This window comes from Marinomonas sp. BSi20584 (genome assembly GCF_002792415.1).
Taxonomy (GTDB): Bacteria; Pseudomonadota; Gammaproteobacteria; order Pseudomonadales; family Marinomonadaceae; genus Marinomonas; species Marinomonas polaris.
Map to the genome: position 1 here is coordinate 17,852 of NZ_KZ454868.1, position 17,901 is coordinate 35,752.

General features: G+C 42.7%; 16 protein-coding genes. All 16 read right to left on the reverse strand.

Features of this window, described 5'->3' with window-relative positions:
* Window positions 1-111: 111 nt before the first annotated feature.
* Window positions 112-1,029 carry a UDP-3-O-acyl-N-acetylglucosamine deacetylase gene (lpxC, locus tag TY87_RS00115; RefSeq protein ID WP_072840584.1) on the reverse strand — a complete coding sequence of 306 codons (918 nt, stop codon included), beginning with the start codon at window positions 1,027-1,029 and terminating at the stop codon, window positions 112-114.
* Between the two features lie 106 nt (window positions 1,030-1,135).
* Entirely contained in the window at window positions 1,136-2,365 is a 1,230-nt protein-coding gene (ftsZ, locus tag TY87_RS00120; protein ID WP_072840583.1) for a cell division protein FtsZ, read from the reverse strand.
* A 39-nt stretch (window positions 2,366-2,404) separates the two neighbouring features.
* A complete protein-coding gene (gene ftsA, locus TY87_RS00125; protein ID WP_072840582.1) occupies window positions 2,405-3,679 on the reverse strand; it encodes a cell division protein FtsA in 1,275 nt (424 codons plus the stop codon).
* A gap of 75 nt (window positions 3,680-3,754) precedes the next feature.
* Window positions 3,755-4,435, reverse strand: coding sequence for a cell division protein FtsQ/DivIB (locus tag TY87_RS00130; RefSeq protein WP_100185546.1), 681 nt, complete (start codon window positions 4,433-4,435; stop codon window positions 3,755-3,757).
* A 3-nt stretch (window positions 4,436-4,438) separates the two neighbouring features.
* Complete coding sequence (locus TY87_RS00135) at window positions 4,439-5,392, reverse strand: D-alanine--D-alanine ligase (RefSeq protein WP_100185547.1); 954 nt, start codon at window positions 5,390-5,392, stop codon at window positions 4,439-4,441.
* A gap of 1 nt (window position 5,393) precedes the next feature.
* Window positions 5,394-6,815, reverse strand: a complete 1,422-nt coding sequence (gene murC / locus TY87_RS00140; protein ID WP_100185548.1) for a UDP-N-acetylmuramate--L-alanine ligase — start codon at window positions 6,813-6,815, stop codon at window positions 5,394-5,396.
* Window positions 6,812-7,885, reverse strand: coding sequence for an undecaprenyldiphospho-muramoylpentapeptide beta-N-acetylglucosaminyltransferase (gene murG, locus TY87_RS00145; protein WP_100185549.1), 1,074 nt, complete (start codon window positions 7,883-7,885; stop codon window positions 6,812-6,814). The genes murC and murG overlap by 4 nt, the downstream gene beginning before the upstream one ends.
* Window positions 7,882-9,075 (reverse strand): putative lipid II flippase FtsW, encoded by a 1,194-nt coding sequence (ftsW, locus tag TY87_RS00150; protein WP_100185550.1) that lies wholly within the window; start codon window positions 9,073-9,075, stop codon window positions 7,882-7,884. The genes murG and ftsW overlap by 4 nt, the downstream gene beginning before the upstream one ends.
* The gene (gene murD, locus TY87_RS00155; RefSeq protein WP_100185551.1) at window positions 9,072-10,421 is read right to left on the reverse strand and encodes a UDP-N-acetylmuramoyl-L-alanine--D-glutamate ligase; all 1,350 of its coding nucleotides are present in this window, start codon (window positions 10,419-10,421) and stop codon (window positions 9,072-9,074) included. Before murD ends, ftsW begins: the two co-directional genes overlap by 4 nt.
* 9 nt (window positions 10,422-10,430) lie before the next feature.
* Window positions 10,431-11,513 carry a phospho-N-acetylmuramoyl-pentapeptide-transferase gene (mraY, locus tag TY87_RS00160; protein ID WP_072840575.1) on the reverse strand — a complete coding sequence of 361 codons (1,083 nt, stop codon included), beginning with the start codon at window positions 11,511-11,513 and terminating at the stop codon, window positions 10,431-10,433.
* A gap of 14 nt (window positions 11,514-11,527) precedes the next feature.
* The gene (locus TY87_RS00165) at window positions 11,528-12,874 is read right to left on the reverse strand and encodes a UDP-N-acetylmuramoyl-tripeptide--D-alanyl-D-alanine ligase (protein ID WP_100185552.1); all 1,347 of its coding nucleotides are present in this window, start codon (window positions 12,872-12,874) and stop codon (window positions 11,528-11,530) included.
* Window positions 12,864-14,330: a UDP-N-acetylmuramoyl-L-alanyl-D-glutamate--2,6-diaminopimelate ligase gene (locus tag TY87_RS00170; RefSeq protein ID WP_100185553.1), complete on the reverse strand. Its 1,467-nt coding sequence runs from the start codon at window positions 14,328-14,330 to the stop codon at window positions 12,864-12,866. The genes TY87_RS00165 and TY87_RS00170 overlap by 11 nt, the downstream gene beginning before the upstream one ends.
* Window positions 14,331-16,094, reverse strand: coding sequence for a peptidoglycan D,D-transpeptidase FtsI family protein (locus TY87_RS00175; RefSeq protein WP_100185554.1), 1,764 nt, complete (start codon window positions 16,092-16,094; stop codon window positions 14,331-14,333).
* Entirely contained in the window at window positions 16,091-16,369 is a 279-nt protein-coding gene (gene ftsL, locus TY87_RS00180; protein ID WP_012070310.1) for a cell division protein FtsL, read from the reverse strand. The genes TY87_RS00175 and ftsL overlap by 4 nt, the downstream gene beginning before the upstream one ends.
* Window positions 16,362-17,300: a 16S rRNA (cytosine(1402)-N(4))-methyltransferase RsmH gene (gene rsmH / locus TY87_RS00185; RefSeq protein WP_100185555.1), complete on the reverse strand. Its 939-nt coding sequence runs from the start codon at window positions 17,298-17,300 to the stop codon at window positions 16,362-16,364. Before rsmH ends, ftsL begins: the two co-directional genes overlap by 8 nt.
* Window positions 17,297-17,752 (reverse strand): division/cell wall cluster transcriptional repressor MraZ, encoded by a 456-nt coding sequence (gene mraZ, locus TY87_RS00190; protein WP_072840605.1) that lies wholly within the window; start codon window positions 17,750-17,752, stop codon window positions 17,297-17,299. The genes rsmH and mraZ overlap by 4 nt, the downstream gene beginning before the upstream one ends.
* Window positions 17,753-17,901 lie beyond the last annotated feature (149 nt).

Consider the following 17,901-nt stretch of genomic DNA (forward strand, 5'->3'; position numbering starts at 1 on the left):
ACAGTCTATCATGGTAATGTGTGACAAAACATGAAATATCAAGGACCTAAATACAAAAAAACCAGACATATAGTCTGGTTTTTAAAGATTCGATCAAGAATTAATCACTTACTAAGCACCAACAAAAGCAGGTTCCACATAAGAAATTGGTGTCGTTTGCGCTTCATCTTCGAAAACAACATATTCCCAAGCATCCTGATGCTCAAGCAGAGCAAGCAATAGCTTATTATTCAAAGCATGACCTGATTTGTAAGCCTTATACTCACCAATCAAACTATGACCAAGAAGATAAAGATCACCGATCGCATCCAAAATTTTATGACGCACCAATTCATCTCGGTAGCGTAAACCTTCATCATTTAGCACACGGTAGTCATCTAGTACGATGGCATTTTCCATGTTTGCACCACGAGCAAGGTTGTTATTCTTAAAATATTCAAGATCTTTCATAAAACCAAATGTTCTCGCACGACTAATCTCTTTTACAAAAGTGGTCGTTGAAAAATCAAATGATGTACTTTGAACATCCTCACCAATAGCCGGATGTTGAAAGTCAATTGTGAAAGACAACCGAAATCCCGAATGAGGCTCAAGAGAAGCAAACTTATCACCTTCATCTACTCGAATAGGTTTCTTAACTCGAATAAATCTTTTTGGTGCATTCTGAGCCTCTAGGCCTGCCGATTGCAGAAGAAAAACAAAAGGGCTAGCACTTCCATCCATAAGAGGAATTTCACTAGCACTCACTTCTACATAAGCGTTATCTACACCCAAACCAGCCATTGCAGACAACAAATGCTCTACAGTACTTACCTTCACATCACCCTGACATAAAGCTGTAGCAAAATTTGTTGATCCGACTGCTCGCGCATCACCATGAATCTCTACAACTGGATCCAAATCTGTACGAACAAATACAATACCTGTATTCACAGGCGCAGGCTTTAGTGTCAAATACACTTTCTCGCCAGAGTGCAATCCCACTCCAGTTGCTCGAATAATGTTTTTAAGTGTGTGTTGGCGTACCATTATATTCCTACATTTTTATGACTGGATACTATTCTTTGAAAAATAGTATCAATAACACATTTTTTATACAATCCAACGCCTTGATATTGCATCGTTTTTACTCAAACTAGTCAGCTTGACGACGCAAAAATGCTGGAATGTCCAAATACGATAATTTATCGCCACTTGAAATAGAGGCAGAATCAACAGACCCCTTCTTTTCATCCAAGTTTTTCTCTACCACTTCTGCTTTCACATGCTGTGAAGGCTTCGGCACAGATTGAGCAACAGTCATTTTAGCGTTTTCACTTTCAATAACCTGCTCAACCTTTGCCACAACTGGTTGAGAGACAACAGATTCACCAACAGCAGACTTCATTTCAACTGCAGAGCGACCCTCTAAACCAGTGGCAACTACCGTGACTCGCATTTCATCTCCTACACTAGGATCAATTGCACAACCAATCACGACAGTAGCATCTTCCGATGCATATTCTTCAATAATGCTACCAACCTCAGTAAACTCAGACAAACCAACTTCTTCGTTTGCTGTAATGTTCACCAGCACGCCACGCGCACCTCTAAGGTTAATATCTTCAAGCAATGGATTATGTATTGCAGCCTCAGCAGCTACTCTAGCTCTATCCTCACCAGATGCAGATCCAGTACCCATCATCGCCATCCCCATTTCAGACATAACTGTTCTTACATCTGCAAAATCGACGTTGATTAAACCAGGTCGCATAATCAAATCTGTAATACCCTGAACCGCATTAAACAAAACATTATTTGCTTCACCAAATGCCTTCAGCAATGAAATATTCTTACCCAATACTGGCAAAAGACGCTCATTTGGAACAGTAATCAAGGAATCAACATTTTCACGCAACTCCTTAACACCTTCCTCAGCAACTCTTGCGCGGCGGCGACCTTCAAAAGGAAAAGGCTTAGTCACAACCGCCACCGTCAAAATACCCAATTCACGCGCGACTTTGGCAATAACTGGCGCAGCACCTGTACCCGTTCCACCACCCATACCAGCAGTGATGAACACCATATCCGCACCAGTCAGCAACTGGGTGATTTTTTCTTGATCTTCTAAGGCTGAATCCCTACCTACTTCTGGATTTGCCCCAGCACCCAACCCTTTAGTAATGGTTGAACCTAACTGCAAAGAGACTCCAGTCTCAAAACCTATCAGCGCTTTAGAGTCAGTGTTAGCACAAATGAACTCAACACCTTCCAATCGATTTTCAAGCATATGACGTACAGCATTGCCGCCACCACCACCGACACCGATAACTTTAATAACAGCATTATCTGATAAATTATCTTCGGCTAAATCAAAGACATTCATGGGCTTATCGCTCCTCAATAAATTCACAATCAATTCTGACTAAATATAACTCTGAAACCAGTGCTTTAATTTCTGCCATGCCTTCGTTGCACTGAAGGATGGCCCGATTTCTTTTTTAGGAACCAGAACTGATGATTCTCGTTTAGTTTGCGTCTTAGACATCATCCGCTTCGAGATCTCGGTTACTTCAGCCTCTTTACTACCATAAGCCAATAATCCAACACTTGTTGAATATATAGGGTTATCGACAATGTCAGACATTCCTTTAGTGCAATCTGGTAAAGATAATCGAATTGGCATCTGAAATACCTTCTCAGCCAACTCCGCCGCACCTTCCATAAGCGACGTACCACCAGTAATTACAATACCTGCAGGGATACGCTCCGCATAACCACTACGCCTTAATTCATCCAGAATTAAATTATAAATTTCTTCATATCTTGCCTCAACAACCTCTGTCAAAGCATGACGGGTGATTGATCTTGGCTGACGATCACCAACACTTGGCACCTGAAGAACCTGATCCGCGGATGCCATAGAAGACATGGCACATGCATATTTCACTTTGATTTCTTCCGCATGCTGAGTTGGCGTGCGTAAAGCCATCGAAATATCATTTGTAACCTGATCACCAGCAACCGGAACCACTGCTGTATGATGCAAAGCACCATCAATCCAAACAGCAATATCAGATGTTCCCGCACCGATATCAATCAAGCAAACACCTAAATCTTTTTCATCCTCACTAAGTGAAGATTCACTAGAAGCAAGTTGAGATAAGATGACACCATCTACCCCCAACCCACATCGTTTAATGCACTTCTCAACATTCATCACAGCGTTAACAGCACCAGAAATCAAATGCACATTCGCTTCAAGTCGAACACCAGACATGCCAAGAGGGTCTTTAATACCTTCTTGGGAATCAATGTGATACTCCTGAGGCAAAATATGAAGCACTCGCTGATCAGAAGATATCGGCACAGCCTGTGCAGCATCAATAACTCGATCTATATCTTCTTTTTGAACCTCACCATTTTTGACGGCAACTATACCGTGAGAATTCAAACTCCGAATATGACTACCAGCAACACTGACATAAACTGAATGTATATTACACCCAGCCATCAACTCAGCTTCTTCGACAGCACGCTGAATTGACTGAACCGTTGACTCAATGTTGATTACAACACCACGCTTCATACCTTTTGAACTATGAGAGCCAATACCGACAATTTCCAAACTACCATCAGCTAGAACTTCGCCAACCAAACAGATAACTTTCGATGTGCCTACATCCAAACCGACTATCATTTCACCTTCCCGGCATTACGTGTTGTTTTGAAAAGACCTTCTTTGCTGTATAAAAAAGCAACAAACAGGCCAATATCATTTATTTTTTTTCCAACCTACAGCCACCCCATGAGGATAGCGAGCGTCGACTGACGTTATCTGGTCTATTCTACCCGATAAATCACTTTTATACACAGCTATAAAGCGCTGCAATCTTTCTAAAATCTCCTCCCTACCCAACTTGACCGCTACACCATTGGTAAAAATAATACTCCACGCTCCCCTTGGCTCTAAGGTAAGAGTAGAAACACGTAGAGACGTTGAAGCAAGCACCTGACTAACCAATCCAAACTGCTCTAACACAACATCACTTGAGTCTTCGGGACCATACAATCTAGTAAGCGGCAAATTAGGCACCTTAGGCGGCGTAATGACTACCGCCGAGGTGGATATCAATTGCCCATCCCCCCAGTATGCAAGAGGCGTATGTTCATGAACAAGCACCTGCAACGTATTTGGCCAAACTTTACGAATCTCTGCACTTGCTACCCATTCAGATGACAAAACAGTAGCCAAAGCATCAGACAAAGAGACACTCAGAAGACTCTGACCAAGCAAAGAGGAATAATCAGATCGCAACTCATCTTCAGTTGCGTATTTCAAATCACCTTTAATCTCGATCTTCTGAATAGCAAACCAAGTTTCAGATGAATCATTTCCCTGAAAAACAGCCACCAATATCAATAAAACTGCCCCGATTAGTGCCGCTATCCTCATAAATCAATTACGCCCTACTTTATCCCAAGCATTTTGCGCAATTTTCTCCACAAGTGACGCATAATCAATGCCCACATATTTAGCCGCCATAGGCACTAAGCTATGAGACGTCATACCTGGTGCAGTATTAACTTCCAACACCCAAAACACACCAGCTTGATCTCGCATGACATCGACACGCCCCCAACCAGAGCAACCTAATGAACGATAAGCATCCAGAGCCAGCATTTGCAACTCATTTTCATCATCTTCATCTAAACCACAAGGCAACAAATATTCAGTATCATCCGCTATATATTTAGCCTCATAATCATAAAGCTTATGATTCGGAGCAGGCTTCAAACCTATTGGCGGATAAGCGACATCATCGATAACCGTAATAGTAAATTCAGGCCCATCGACAAACTCTTCGACCAATATATCAGAGTCATACTCAAGCGCCTTTAGAAGAGCATCATCAAGCTCAGCTCTATTCATAGCCTTGTTAATCCCAATGGTAGAACCCTCTCTAGAAGGCTTAACAATCATTGGATAAGACATCTGCTCCTCGATTACATCCGCATTAGCATGATCGACAAAAGATAAATAAGCGGGAGTCGGAATACCAATACCATTCCAAAAACGCTTAGTTAAGACTTTATCCATAGCCAAACCACAAGCTAAGGGCGAACTACCTGTATACGGCTTACCAAACATTTCAAGTAAAGCCTGAACTCGACCATCTTCACCCTCCCCACCATGCAAGGCAATGAAAGCAAGATCAAACTTAATAGCCTGCAATTGAACAATAGGATCAAGCGCGGCATCAGGACCATAAAGATCAAGCTCTACAACTTGAAAGCCTTTTGAACGCAACCCCTCAGCAACCAAAGGACCACTTTGCATTGAAACTTCACGCTCCGCAGAACGGCCGCCATAAATGACGGCAATAACTGATTCTTTTAGTGTTTTAGACATATTAAATTCCGCTCACTGATAAGTTTTTAGAAACCATACCGATATCACCAGCACCTTGCGTAATCAACAAATCACCTTCGCGCAAAACATTACTCAAAATAGAACGTAAATCCGCCTCACTACCAACATGAATAGGATCAACATTACCCCGCTGACGAATACTACCGCACAAAGAACGACTGTCAGCACCGTTGATAGGCGCTTCGCCAGCGGAATAAACATCCAGCAAGAGCAAAACATCCACTTGAGACAGAACTCGCACAAAATCTTCATAAAGATCACGGGTTCGAGTATAACGATGTGGCTGATAAACCATGACTAAGCGCTTCTCAGGCCAACCTGCACGGATCGCTTTAATAGTTGCTAATACTTCACTCGGGTGATGACCATAGTCATCAACAAACATAACACTCGAACCATTAGGAAGCTCTAACGGTTTCTGCTCTTGAAAACGGCGCCCCACACCTTCAAAGCCCATTAGGCCAGCTTGGATAGCTATTGCTTCAACACCCAAATCGGTGGCAACAGCAATCGTTGCAAGAGCATTAAGTACATTGTGACGACCTGGCATCGGCAAGCGAATTTTCAAGGGCTCACCTTCAGGACGATGCGCCAAAAACTCACAATAACGGCCAGTTTGCACAATCTCAGTCGCATAAAAGTCCGCTTCTTGATCAATACCATACGTTAAAACTGGGCGACTCAAAGAAGGCAGAATTTCACGAACATTTTCGTCATCAACACATAAAACAGCTAAACCATAAAAAGGCAAGTTATGCACAAACTCAATGAAAGTATGCTTAACCTTTTCAAAGTCGCCATCATAAGTGTCCATGTGATCTTCATCGATATTAGTCACTATCACCGTCTGTGGTTGCAAATGCAGGAATGACGCATCACTTTCATCTGCCTCAGCAACAAGATAAGCACTACTACCCAATTGTGCATTTGCCCCAGCGCTAGTTAAACGCCCACCAATAACAAATGTTGGCGCTTCACCAGTAGCCGCTAATATAGATGCCATCAAGCTCGTTGTCGTTGTTTTGCCATGAGTACCCGCTACAGCAATACCATGGCGATAACGCATTAATTCAGCCAGCATTTCTGCTCTTCGAACAATCGGAATTCTATGTTCTTTACCCCAGATAATTTCTGGGTTTTGTTCATTTATCGCGGTAGATACCACAATCACATGGGCGTCATAAACGTTTTCTTCTAAATGCCCTAGATAAATCTTGATACCTAATTCTTCTAAACGCTCCGTGGTAGACGACGCTTTAAGATCAGACCCTGAAACTTGATAGCCTTGGTTATGCAATACCTCTGCAATACCACACATACCAACACCACCAATACCAATAAAGTGGATATTTTGAATACGGCGCATCGTAGGAATATCGTACTGAACTTTAATATCAATCATGATTTTATTAACCTTAAACAGTGTGCAACAACTTCTTGTGTCGCATTTGGACGAGCAACCAGCTTGGCCTGCTCACCCATTTTCAATAATGTCTCTTCACTTTCTACAAAACCAGAAAGCAAAGAAATGATTTTTTCACAACCTAGCTGTGGTTGCGGCAACAGATATGCAGCCCCAACTTTTTCTAAATAACACGCATTTGCCGTTTGGTGATCATCTATAGCATGCGGATAAGGCACTAAAATGGAAGGCAAGGCGGCAACAGCAAGCTCACTCACCGTCATAGCGCCAGCTCGGCACAACACAATATCAGCCCAATAATATGCTTGATCCATATTATCCAAATAGGCCTCAACACGAGCGTCAACCTTTGCCTCTTTATAAAGTTCTGATACCGCTTCAAAATTACGAATACCAGTCTGATGCCATACATCTAAACGCTGAGTGAAAGGCCATTCTGCTAAAACCTGAGGAATGACATCGTTAATCGCTTTTGCGCCCAAACTCCCACCCACAACAAGCAATCGCAAAGGCCTTGCAGCACCGCTTCTTGATACTCGAACACGCTGCTTCAAAATATCGCTTCGAATTGGATTACCAACGCTAATAGCGTTAGGTAGTGCACCATCAAAAGCCTGCAACCTTAAACTTGCTACTTTAGAGAGTAACCTATTGGTAGTACCAGCAACGGCGTTCTGCTCATGCACAACTAATGGAATACCTAAAATTTTAGCAGCCACGCCACCAGGACCTGCAACAAACCCACCCATACCTAGAACGACATCGGGCTTAATTTTTTGCAAAACAGCCACCGCCTGCCCAATAGCATGCAAGATCCTAAAAGGAGCTACCAATAGACCTAAAACCCCTTTGCCTCTCACTCCTTTGATAGATAAAGAATGCAATGCTATGTCATGTTTAGGCACAAGAGTTTCCTCCATCCCACCTTTAGAGCCAAGCCATTGAACATCGGCACCTTTATTCTTAAAACTTTGAGCACAAGCCAATGCTGGATAGATATGACCACCTGTTCCACCAGCCATTATAACGACTCTTTTGACATCGCTCATTTTGTACTCTCTTTCATTTTAATCGACTCACCAGAGCCATCACCTTTCTCAGCCCGTCTATTCTCAATATCGACACGCGCTACAACAAACAAACTCCCCAAGGTAATTATCAAGCTACTGCCGCCATAACTAATTAATGGCAAAGTTAGCCCTTTAGTAGGCAAAAAGCCGGTATTTACACCTATATTGATAATAACTTGAGCCAAAATAAGAATTGAAAAACCAAAGCACATATAAGCAGCAAAAGGTCGAGATAACGTCATGGCTTGACGACCAATCTTAAAGGCGCGAGCAACCATTAGCGCAAACAAACATATCAACAACAAACCGCCAAACATGCCCGTTTCTTCAACCCAAATAGAAAACACAAAGTCTGTATGGGCTTCAGGCAGATAAGATAGCTTTTGAACACTGTTTCCCAGCCCCAAACCAAACCACTCGCCACGACCATAAGCGATTAAAGCCTGACTAAGCTGATACCCTTCATTAAAAGGATCTGCCCACGGGTCTATAAAATTCATCAAACGCTTTAAGCGATAACTTTCAGAAATGGCAACAACGCCCAACATTGAAACGGCACCAACCATTAAAAGTAAAAACTGATACAAGGGTGCGCCGCCCAAAAACAGTAACACCATCACTGTACCTAGCAATACTACAGACGCACCAAAATCTGGTTCAAAAAGCAAAAACAAAAGAAAAATACTACAAAGGCAGAGCGGAAGAACGAAGCCGACCCAACCCTCTCTAACACGGTCAGCTCTTCGCACTAGATAACCAGAAACATAAACCACCATACAAACTTTTGCGACTTCCGAGGCCTGAAGGTTAAATACCACCAAATTAATCCAACGACGACTACCATTAACACTTTTTCCAATTCCAGGCATAAGCACAAGAATAAGTAAGATGAGAGACAAGCCCATCATCAAAATACCCCATTTTTGCAGTTGATGCGTTGGCAGAGACAATAACACCCAACCAAATACCAGCCCAATAGCGAGATATAAACCCTGCCTCACCATAAAAAAATAGGGTTGGCCATGGATAGTTTCAGAAATAGAGATAGACGCACTAGAGACCATCACCATCCCTAGCGCCAAAATAGAAACAACAGCAGCAACAAAAACAGCATCAACTTGAGCAAATTCACGAAGAGACACTCGGTCAAATATTTTCAACCATGTCATAACTCAGCAACCAAACTGGCAAAATGCGCGCCGCGCATTTCATAGTTTTTATACATATCTAAACTGGCACAAGCTGGCGAAAATAAAATGATCTCCCCCTCTTTACTATCCTGCCCAATACTAGCCACAATTTGGTCTAACGTATCAAAGTGCTTAACTTCAGTGTCTGAAGGCAAAATTTCAGCAATACGATCGGCATCTTTTCCAAACAAATAAACAATGCGCACTAGATCCTTTACGGGTTTAGCAAGAGCACGAAAATCCGCGCCTTTCCCTTCACCGCCAGCAATAAGTAAAATATTTTTATTAGCAGCCGATCCAAGCCCCTGAAGCGCGGCTAACGTCGCGCCAACATTGGTGCCTTTTGAATCATTAATATAAGTCACGCCATTAAGAACCCGAACCGTTTCACAACGATGAGGCAAACCACCAAACTCTTTCAGTACCTTTCCTACTGCCTCAGACAGAACATCCACTCCCAGCAATTCAAGCATAGCTAGAGCCGCCAACACATTGGCGTGATTATGAGAGCCCTTCAAAGCAATTTGTGACGTGTGATAAAGCCGCTCAACACCCTTACACAACCAAGCCCCATCACCATCTTTGAGCATGCCATACTCTTTTAAATCAGGACTTTTTGTTGTAAATGCACGAACAGGAACACCTTCAGCCAGCAATGGCGCCGTTAAGATGTCTTGCTTGTTACAAACGGCAGCTTTACAACCTCGATAGACTTTTTGCTTGACGCGTTGATACTCATAAAGATCTTTGTAACGATCCATATGATCTTCGGAGACATTAAGAAGACAGGCCAGATCGGCCTGTAGTGCGTGTGTTGTTTCAAGCTGAAAGCTAGATAACTCAAGCACATAAAAATCGGCATTTGGAGAAAGTAGATCCAATGCAGGCAAGCCTAAATTACCGCCCGCTATGGCATTTTTTCCGCAAGCCTGAAGTAACAAAGCTACCAATGTTGTGACTGTACTTTTGGCATTAGATCCGGTAATCGCAACAAAAGGCGCATTGACATAATCACGAAACAAATCGATATCGCCGCGCATCGCAACACCACGTTCAGCCAAGCGAGCCAGAACAGGTGTGCGCAAAGCAATCCCAGGACTAACGAACAACTCCGTTACACCAAGGGTTTCAAGCACTTCTAAATTGCCCGTGAAAATCCGCTCTTGCGAACAAAACTCTTTCGCATGCTCCAATCCCGGTGGATTCTCACGAGAATCCACCACATAAAACTCAATTCCCTTGCTAGCTAAAAAGCGTACGCAAGACAAGCCTGTCGCACCCAAGCCTACAACGGCTCTTACCCGATCTGACCCGATCAACGACATGCAAAACTCCTAACGTACTTTTAAGGTGGCAAAACCTACTAAAACAAGACAAACAGTTATGATCCAAAAACGCACAATCACTTTCGGTTCAGCCCAACCCTTTAATTCAAAATGATGATGAATCGGCGCCATTCTAAATATTCTTCGCTTAGTTAACTTGTAAGAAGCAACCTGCAAAATAACCGACACCGTTTCCATTACAAAAACGCCGCCCATAATAAACAAAACTAATTCTTGGCGAACAATAACAGCAATTGTTCCCAATGCAGCACCTAAAGCCAAAGACCCCACATCACCCATAAAAATTTGTGCAGGGTAAGTGTTAAACCATAAAAAACCCAAACCAGCCCCTGCAAGAGCGGCACAAAACACCAGCAACTCACCGGAACCATGTACATAAGGGATAAGCAGATAATCAGCAAATCGAATATTACCGGTTAAATATGCAAACACACCAAGAGCACCACCTACCAACACGGTTGGTAGAATCGCCAAACCATCCAGTCCATCGGTTAAATTTACTGCATTACTTGTACCGACAATAACGAAATAAGTCAGCACAATAAAAAACATACCCAAAGGGATCGCAACATCTTTAAAAAGAGGCACAATTAAGGCTGTTTCAGCAGGCGTGCTTGCGGTGTAATACAAATAAAACGCAGCAGCTAAACCAAACACACTCTGCCAAAAATATTTCCATCGACCAGGAAGACCTCGTGGATTTTTCTCCACCACTTTTCGATAATCATCAACCCAGCCAACAACACCGAATGCCAACATAACCAATAAAACAACCCAAACGTATTGATTACGCAAATCACCCCACAAAAGAGTACTAACAGAAATCGAAAAAATAATAAGCGCGCCACCCATAGTTGGCGTTCCAGCTTTCGCTAAATGCGTTTGAGGCCCATCACTGCGAACCGCCTGACCAATTTGCAAGCGCTGCAACAAAACAATAACCTTATTGCCAACTAATAGAGAAATAGCCAATGCAGTGAGAACACCTAAAATGGCGCGCAGAGACAAGTAATTAAATACCGTAAAAAATGTATGATATTTACTTAAATAAGCCGTTAACAGAAGTAACATTGGTAAGGAATATCCTAATTAATTAGTGCTTCAATGACGTTTTCCATTTTAGCCGAACGAGAACCTTTGACTAAAATAGCGTGTTTTTTATCTAGCGGACGAACTACTGTCGCCGCTTCATTATGAGTATTACAAAAAATAGCGTTACCACCTTCACTTCTAAAAGCAGCACCAGCAATACTCGCTACGGGACCGACACAAATCAAACACGAAATCCCTTTGTTTTTAGCATATACCCCTAAGCCATGATGAATGTCATCTCTTTGAGCACCAAGCTCAGCTAAAGCCCCTAAAATCAACCAAGTTTCTTCTACTGGCTGAATTGCAAGAACATCAATAGCCGCCTCAACAGACGCTGGGCTGGCATTGTAACAATCATTAATTAATAGAGCGCCATTTTTTGCTTTAAGCCGCTCTAATCGTCCAGAAACTAGCACAGGGGTGGCTAATTTATCAGCCGCTTGTTTAAAATCAATCCCCATTACTAACATAGCCAAAACAACGGTCATAGCGTTTGCAATTTGATGCTTTCCAGCACCAGCAATAGAGACTGATTGAGCTCCCCCATTGTAATGAAACACAGCTAAACTTGACTCAGCATCCAACTCAATATCAGACACATAAAGATCGGCAGACTCAGTAAATCCAAAAGAATAAACCTGACGATCTCCAGCTAAACTACACCAATAATCGAAGTACTCATCATCAGCATTTAGAATTATGCTAGCATTGGGCGAGGAGCCTGAAATCAAGGCTCCTTTTTCTTTTGCAATATCCTCAATACCACCCAACCCTTCAAAATGACTTCCACTGGCATTCGTCAATATAACGATGTCTGGAAACGCAATCTTAGCCAACAGAGGAATTTCGCCAGTAAAACTAGTCCCAGCCTCTATGACTGCAACATCATGATCAGCATCTAACTCAAGAAGCGTTTGTGGCACACCTATTTGATTGTTCAAATTGGCGCGTGTTTTTAACACATTTTCATCCGTAAGGGACTGAGCCAACCAATCTTTTACGGTTGTTTTACCATTACTGCCTGTAATGCATACAACAGGCCCCTTAAAGGCATCCCGAATCAAGCGAGCAATCACACCATAAGCCAATGTGGTGTCCACAACTTTAACATAATTAGGCGCATCAACATCTCGATCAGAGACAACACCAACAGCACCTTCTTGAACCGCTTGCCCTATATAATCATGTCCATCAAAACGCTCACCTTTTAAGGCAACGAAGACACAGCCTGAAGTTATTTTCCTTGTATCAGTAATAACTGCATTTAACACGCAATTTTCACCGATAAGTTGGCCGCCGCAAGCTTCGGCGATATCTGAAAGAGCAAGGTTAATTAACATAAGCCTCCAACGCTCTCAGCGCCTCTTCTTTGTCATTGAAATGGTGTTTAACACCCTGAACATCCTGATAAGTTTCATGTCCTTTTCCAGCAATAAGAACCACATCATTAGGTCCAGCCGACAAAACGGCCTGACGAATAGCCGCTCGACGATCAGGCTCAAAACTAAATGCCTCATCCTCGTTTGTTTGCGCTAAGACATCAGAAAATATTTGCTCTATGGATTCAGTACGAGGATTATCTGATGTTAACCATACGTAATCAGCATTTTGCATAGCTGCCGCCATCATTAGAGGTCGTTTACCTCGATCTCTATCACCACCACAACCAAACACACAGATTAATCGACCGTTCGTATGCTCTTTTAGTGCTTGCAAAGCGACTACCAAAGCATCGGCAGTGTGTGCAAAATCAACAACGACAAGAGGGGCATTTGGTAACTCAACCTTATCCATACGACCAGGCGCACCACTTAATGTAGACAGACCACTTATTAAGGTCGATTTATCTCTTACCTCATACCAAAGACTTACTAAAGCTGCTAGGGCATTCTGCACATTAAAACGCCCTAACAATGGCAAAAATACAGGAGTTTCACCTTCCGGGTGACACAAAATAAATCTACAACCTGTCGGCTCCAACACTAACTGCTTCACATAAAAATCAGCTTGCGAGTTTTGCTCGCTATAATAATGTCGACTCGAACCGGCCGCAGCTTCCGCCATAAAACCAGCATAACTATCATCAAGACAAAATATGGAATGAGACAAACCATCAAAAGAAAACAACCGCTGCTTAGCTAAAGCGTAGGAATTCATATCGCCATGATAATCGAGATGATCACGAGAAAGATTTGAAAATACAGCGGTTTGAAAAGGAACACCTTCAATACGCCCCTGATCTAAAGCGTGCGACGACGCTTCAAAAGCAACAAAATCGACGCCTATTTCAGCCATTTTCATCAAAGTGAGATGTAAAGAGAGAAGATCAGGTGTCGTTTGTTTAGCTTCTGTCAAACGATCCAAAGGCCCAACACCAAAAGTACCCACCAGCCCACTCGAAAAGCCAATATATTTAGCAAGTTGAGCAATATAAAAACAGATAGAAGATTTGCCATTAGTTCCAGTCACAGCCACCATACGCTGCGGCATACGACCAAAAAAACTATGCAAACAAGTAATTAGCAGCTCAGCTGGGTTAGCAACAGAAACAAGTTCAATATCATCACGCTGCAAATTTAATTCAGAAGGAACAACCGCGATCTTACAACCTAGTTCGATGACATCATCTAAATATTCCCAGCCATTTGAAGTTACACCAGGCAAAGCAAAAAAAACGCTCTCCTGATCTACTTTGCGACTGTCAGTTTCTAGACAATTATATAAAGCAGAATGCGAGTTACCCTCCAAAGAATAACCCGCCAAATTAAGCAGTTGAGCATGTGTTATTTGCCCCATTTAACCACCCTGTACAACTTGATAAGGAACTTTTTTAGACTCTAAACGAACTTCTCTGAGCCCTTCTGGCAAATCGGGATAAATATTCAGAGTTGTTAACGCTCCTTCCATAACGCGAGAAAATACTGGCGCAGCAACCTCACCGCCATAATATTCACGACCTTTTGGATCATTAATCATTACCACCATTGCCAATCTAGGATTTGACGCAGGCGCAACCCCCGCAAACAAGGCAATGTATTGATCGTATTCGTACCCTTTAGAACCAACTTTATGCACAGTACCCGTTTTGCCTGCGACGCGATAACCTGGGATTTGCGCAGCTTTACCAGAACCTCGCTGCACAACAGACTCCATCATCTTCACAACATCATGAGCCACTTTTTGAGGAATCACTTGCTTACCATCTGCAGGCACATCTTGCTTAAAAATAGTAACAGGAACTCGATAACCACCATTAGCCAATGTCATGTAGGCTTGAGCTAGCTGCAACGTAGACACAGACAAACCATAACCGTAAGCCAAGGTAGCAATTTCTGATGGGTGCCATTTAGGATGAGACGGAAGAACACCGGATGCCTCTCCTGGAAACCCAATCCCGACAGGCGAACCTATACCTAATTCATAATCCATATTCCAAATCGCATCCTGAGGAAGCGACAAAGCAATTTTCGACGCCCCGACGTTACTCGATTTAATTAGCAATTTTTCAAAATCGATTACACCGTAATTGGCGGCATCACGAATAGTAAAGCGGCCAAAGCGCAGATAACCGGGAGAGGTATCAATTGTTGTCTCTGTGGTATATTGATCAGACATCAACGCCGCCGAAATAGTGAACGGCTTCATGGTAGAGCCCGGTTCAAACAAATCAATCACAGCACGATTGCGCAACTCTTCATATTCCAGTTTAGAACGGTCATTTGGGTTATAAGATGGCTGATTAACCATCGCCAAGATTTCACCAGTCTTAACGTCTAAAATCACCGCCGATGCAGACGTAGCGCGATGCTCCGTCACTGCAGCTTTAAGCTCTCGATAAGCCAAATACTGCAATCTAAGATCAATACTTAGCTCAATATTTTCACCCGGATGCTCTGCTTCTTCAACACCAACACCACGAATGATATTGCCAGTAAGATCCTTCACATAGCTTCGACGACCAGGCTGACCTTCTAAAGCTTGATCATAAGCAAGTTCGATACCCTCCTGACCTTTGTCATCGATATTGGTAAAACCAACAACATGAGAAGCCACTTCACCAGCAGGATAGAAACGCTTATATTCTTTAGTCTTACTCACCCCAACAACATTAGCCGCCATAATAGCATCAGCTTCATGAGGCGGTATTTGACGTCGAAGATACATAAAAGAACGAGTCTTATTAGCTTCAAATCTTTCTTGTAGCCAAGCACGACCAACCCCCATCACTTCTGCTAGACGTTTAATCTCTTGCTCTGGGCCAATATTTAAAGAAGGATCTCTAGGAAGCTTCCATAAGGCTCTTGGATTAGCAATTATCGTCCAAGTTGGCGTACTAACAGCCAAAGGCTCTCCACGACGATCCAAAATCATACCTCGGGTCGCCGGAATGGCTTCTGTGCGTACAGCTCGCATCTCGCCTTGGTTTTGTAAAAACGCCTTATCAACAACAGTCAAATAAAATAATCGACCGCCAGCAATAAGAAACAATAACAAAGCAACGCCATATACAAATCTAAAGCGCCATTTTCCTGGAGTGTGAACACTGTCTTCAATATTCATGGTTTCACTATTATCAATTCATCCTGAGAGGGTGCGTGCATTTTTAAATCTTTAATAGCCGCTTGCTCCAAGCGACTTGGCTGGGTTAGTGCACTTTGTTCAAGAAGCAACTGACCCCATTTCACTTCATAATCCACTTCATCTTGCTTCAATGTTTGAAGGTAAGAGAAATCCTTCCTAAAATCGTATACCTGAATAACAACAGCGATTGAAACAATCGCTAAAACAACAACACCGATAGCAAATACTAACGGTGAAAAACGAGCCTTAATCACTGACCCGCTCCAAAACGCGCAAGACAGCACTACGAGAGCGAACATTCTCACTCACTTCAGATTGAGATGGCTTAATCGCCTTACCGACTGTTTTAAACTTAATATCAAGATGAGCATTTCGAATTGGCAAATGTCTTGGTAATTCAGGCCCTTTCGCTTGCAATTTCATAAAGCGTTTAACGATACGATCTTCAAGAGAATGAAAACTAATAACAGCCAATCGACCACCAACTTTTAGAGCTTGCGCAGCAGCATCAAGACCAATTTCCAAGTCACCCAATTCATTATTAATGTAAATTCGAATACCCTGGAATACCCGAGTAGCTGGATTTTTGCCTTTCTCCCAAGCTGGATTCGCTTCAGCAATAATTTTTGATAGCTGGAGCGTTGTTAAGATTGGTGTATGAGAACGATACTCACAGATAGCCTTTGCTATACGACGAGAGAATCTTTCTTCGCCATACTGATACATCACATCCGCCATATCTTTTTCGCTAACAGTGGCTATCCACTGGGCAGCACTTATACCCTTGTCAGGATTCATCCGCATATCAAGCGGACCGTCATTCATAAAACTAAAACCGCGTTCGGCGTCATCGATCTGAGGAGAAGACACACCCAAATCCATCATCACACCATCGACCCTATCAACACCAAACACACCCGTAATGTGTTCAGCCATGTTTGCAAAGCTATCTTGCACGATAGAAAAACGTGCATCTTCTTGCTCTAACAACTTGCCATGACCAATCGCCACAGGGTCTTTATCAAAACCAAGCAAACGACCATTATCTAATCGATCCAAAACCAAACGAGTATGCCCACCGCGACCAAACGTCCCATCGACATACAGACCATTAGTATCGGTTACTAGCATATCGACGGACTCATTAAGCATGACGCTTATGTGTTCTGCCATCGTCTTTGTCATAAAGAAATATCCATCATGGTTTCAGTTTGTAAGTCCGCAAGAGCATCTTGGGACAAATAATCTTCACGTTGCGCTTCCCACTCTTCTTGGCTCCAAATTTCTAACTTCTTACCTTGGCCAAGAATCGTTAACTTTTTATCCAACCGAGCAAATTCACGCAGTGGCGCAGGCAACAAAATCCGACCCGCTTTATCCACTTCCAAATCAGTCGCATGCCCCACTAAAAGACGCTGCAAACGCCTAGCTTGTGGCTGAAACGTGGGCAACTTATCTAATTTTTGCTGAATCAATTCCCATTCAGATAAGGGATAGAGCAACAAGCATCGAGAAACAGGATCAATGGTCACAACCACACCATCGTCATCATATTGGGCCAGATCATCGCGTAAGCGTGCCGGAAGCGACATTCGCCCCTTCACATCTACACTCACCTGATGAATCCCACGAAACATTGCCATATCCCACTTATCGACACTTTATCCCACAATTTAACACTATTTATGAAAAAGAGTAAAAAAAAACCAACCAAATAGGCAAAAATAGATGCAATGATTTTGTAAAGAGGCAAAAAATAGACAAATGGAGAGACTAAAACAGAAGA

What these genes read in the sequence shown, in the direction of transcription:
- lpxC (WP_072840584.1), bottom strand. Translation starts at nt 1,029, where the DNA reads ATGGTACGCCAACACACACTTAAAAACATTATTCGAGCAACTGGAGTG.
- ftsZ (WP_072840583.1), bottom strand. Translation starts at nt 2,365, where the DNA reads ATGAATGTCTTTGATTTAGCCGAAGATAATTTATCAGATAATGCTGTT.
- ftsA (WP_072840582.1), bottom strand. Translation starts at nt 3,679, where the DNA reads ATGATAGTCGGTTTGGATGTAGGCACATCGAAAGTTATCTGTTTGGTT.
- TY87_RS00130 (WP_100185546.1), bottom strand. Translation starts at nt 4,435, where the DNA reads ATGAGGATAGCGGCACTAATCGGGGCAGTTTTATTGATATTGGTGGCT.
- TY87_RS00135 (WP_100185547.1), bottom strand. Translation starts at nt 5,392, where the DNA reads ATGTCTAAAACACTAAAAGAATCAGTTATTGCCGTCATTTATGGCGGC.
- murC (WP_100185548.1), bottom strand. Translation starts at nt 6,815, where the DNA reads ATGATTGATATTAAAGTTCAGTACGATATTCCTACGATGCGCCGTATT.
- murG (WP_100185549.1), bottom strand. Translation starts at nt 7,885, where the DNA reads ATGAGCGATGTCAAAAGAGTCGTTATAATGGCTGGTGGAACAGGTGGT.
- ftsW (WP_100185550.1), bottom strand. Translation starts at nt 9,075, where the DNA reads ATGACATGGTTGAAAATATTTGACCGAGTGTCTCTTCGTGAATTTGCT.
- murD (WP_100185551.1), bottom strand. Translation starts at nt 10,421, where the DNA reads ATGTCGTTGATCGGGTCAGATCGGGTAAGAGCCGTTGTAGGCTTGGGT.
- mraY (WP_072840575.1), bottom strand. Translation starts at nt 11,513, where the DNA reads ATGTTACTTCTGTTAACGGCTTATTTAAGTAAATATCATACATTTTTT.
- TY87_RS00165 (WP_100185552.1), bottom strand. Translation starts at nt 12,874, where the DNA reads ATGTTAATTAACCTTGCTCTTTCAGATATCGCCGAAGCTTGCGGCGGC.
- TY87_RS00170 (WP_100185553.1), bottom strand. Translation starts at nt 14,330, where the DNA reads ATGGGGCAAATAACACATGCTCAACTGCTTAATTTGGCGGGTTATTCT.
- TY87_RS00175 (WP_100185554.1), bottom strand. Translation starts at nt 16,094, where the DNA reads ATGAATATTGAAGACAGTGTTCACACTCCAGGAAAATGGCGCTTTAGA.
- rsmH (WP_100185555.1), bottom strand. Translation starts at nt 17,300, where the DNA reads ATGACAAAGACGATGGCAGAACACATAAGCGTCATGCTTAATGAGTCC.
- mraZ (WP_072840605.1), bottom strand. Translation starts at nt 17,752, where the DNA reads ATGTTTCGTGGGATTCATCAGGTGAGTGTAGATGTGAAGGGGCGAATG.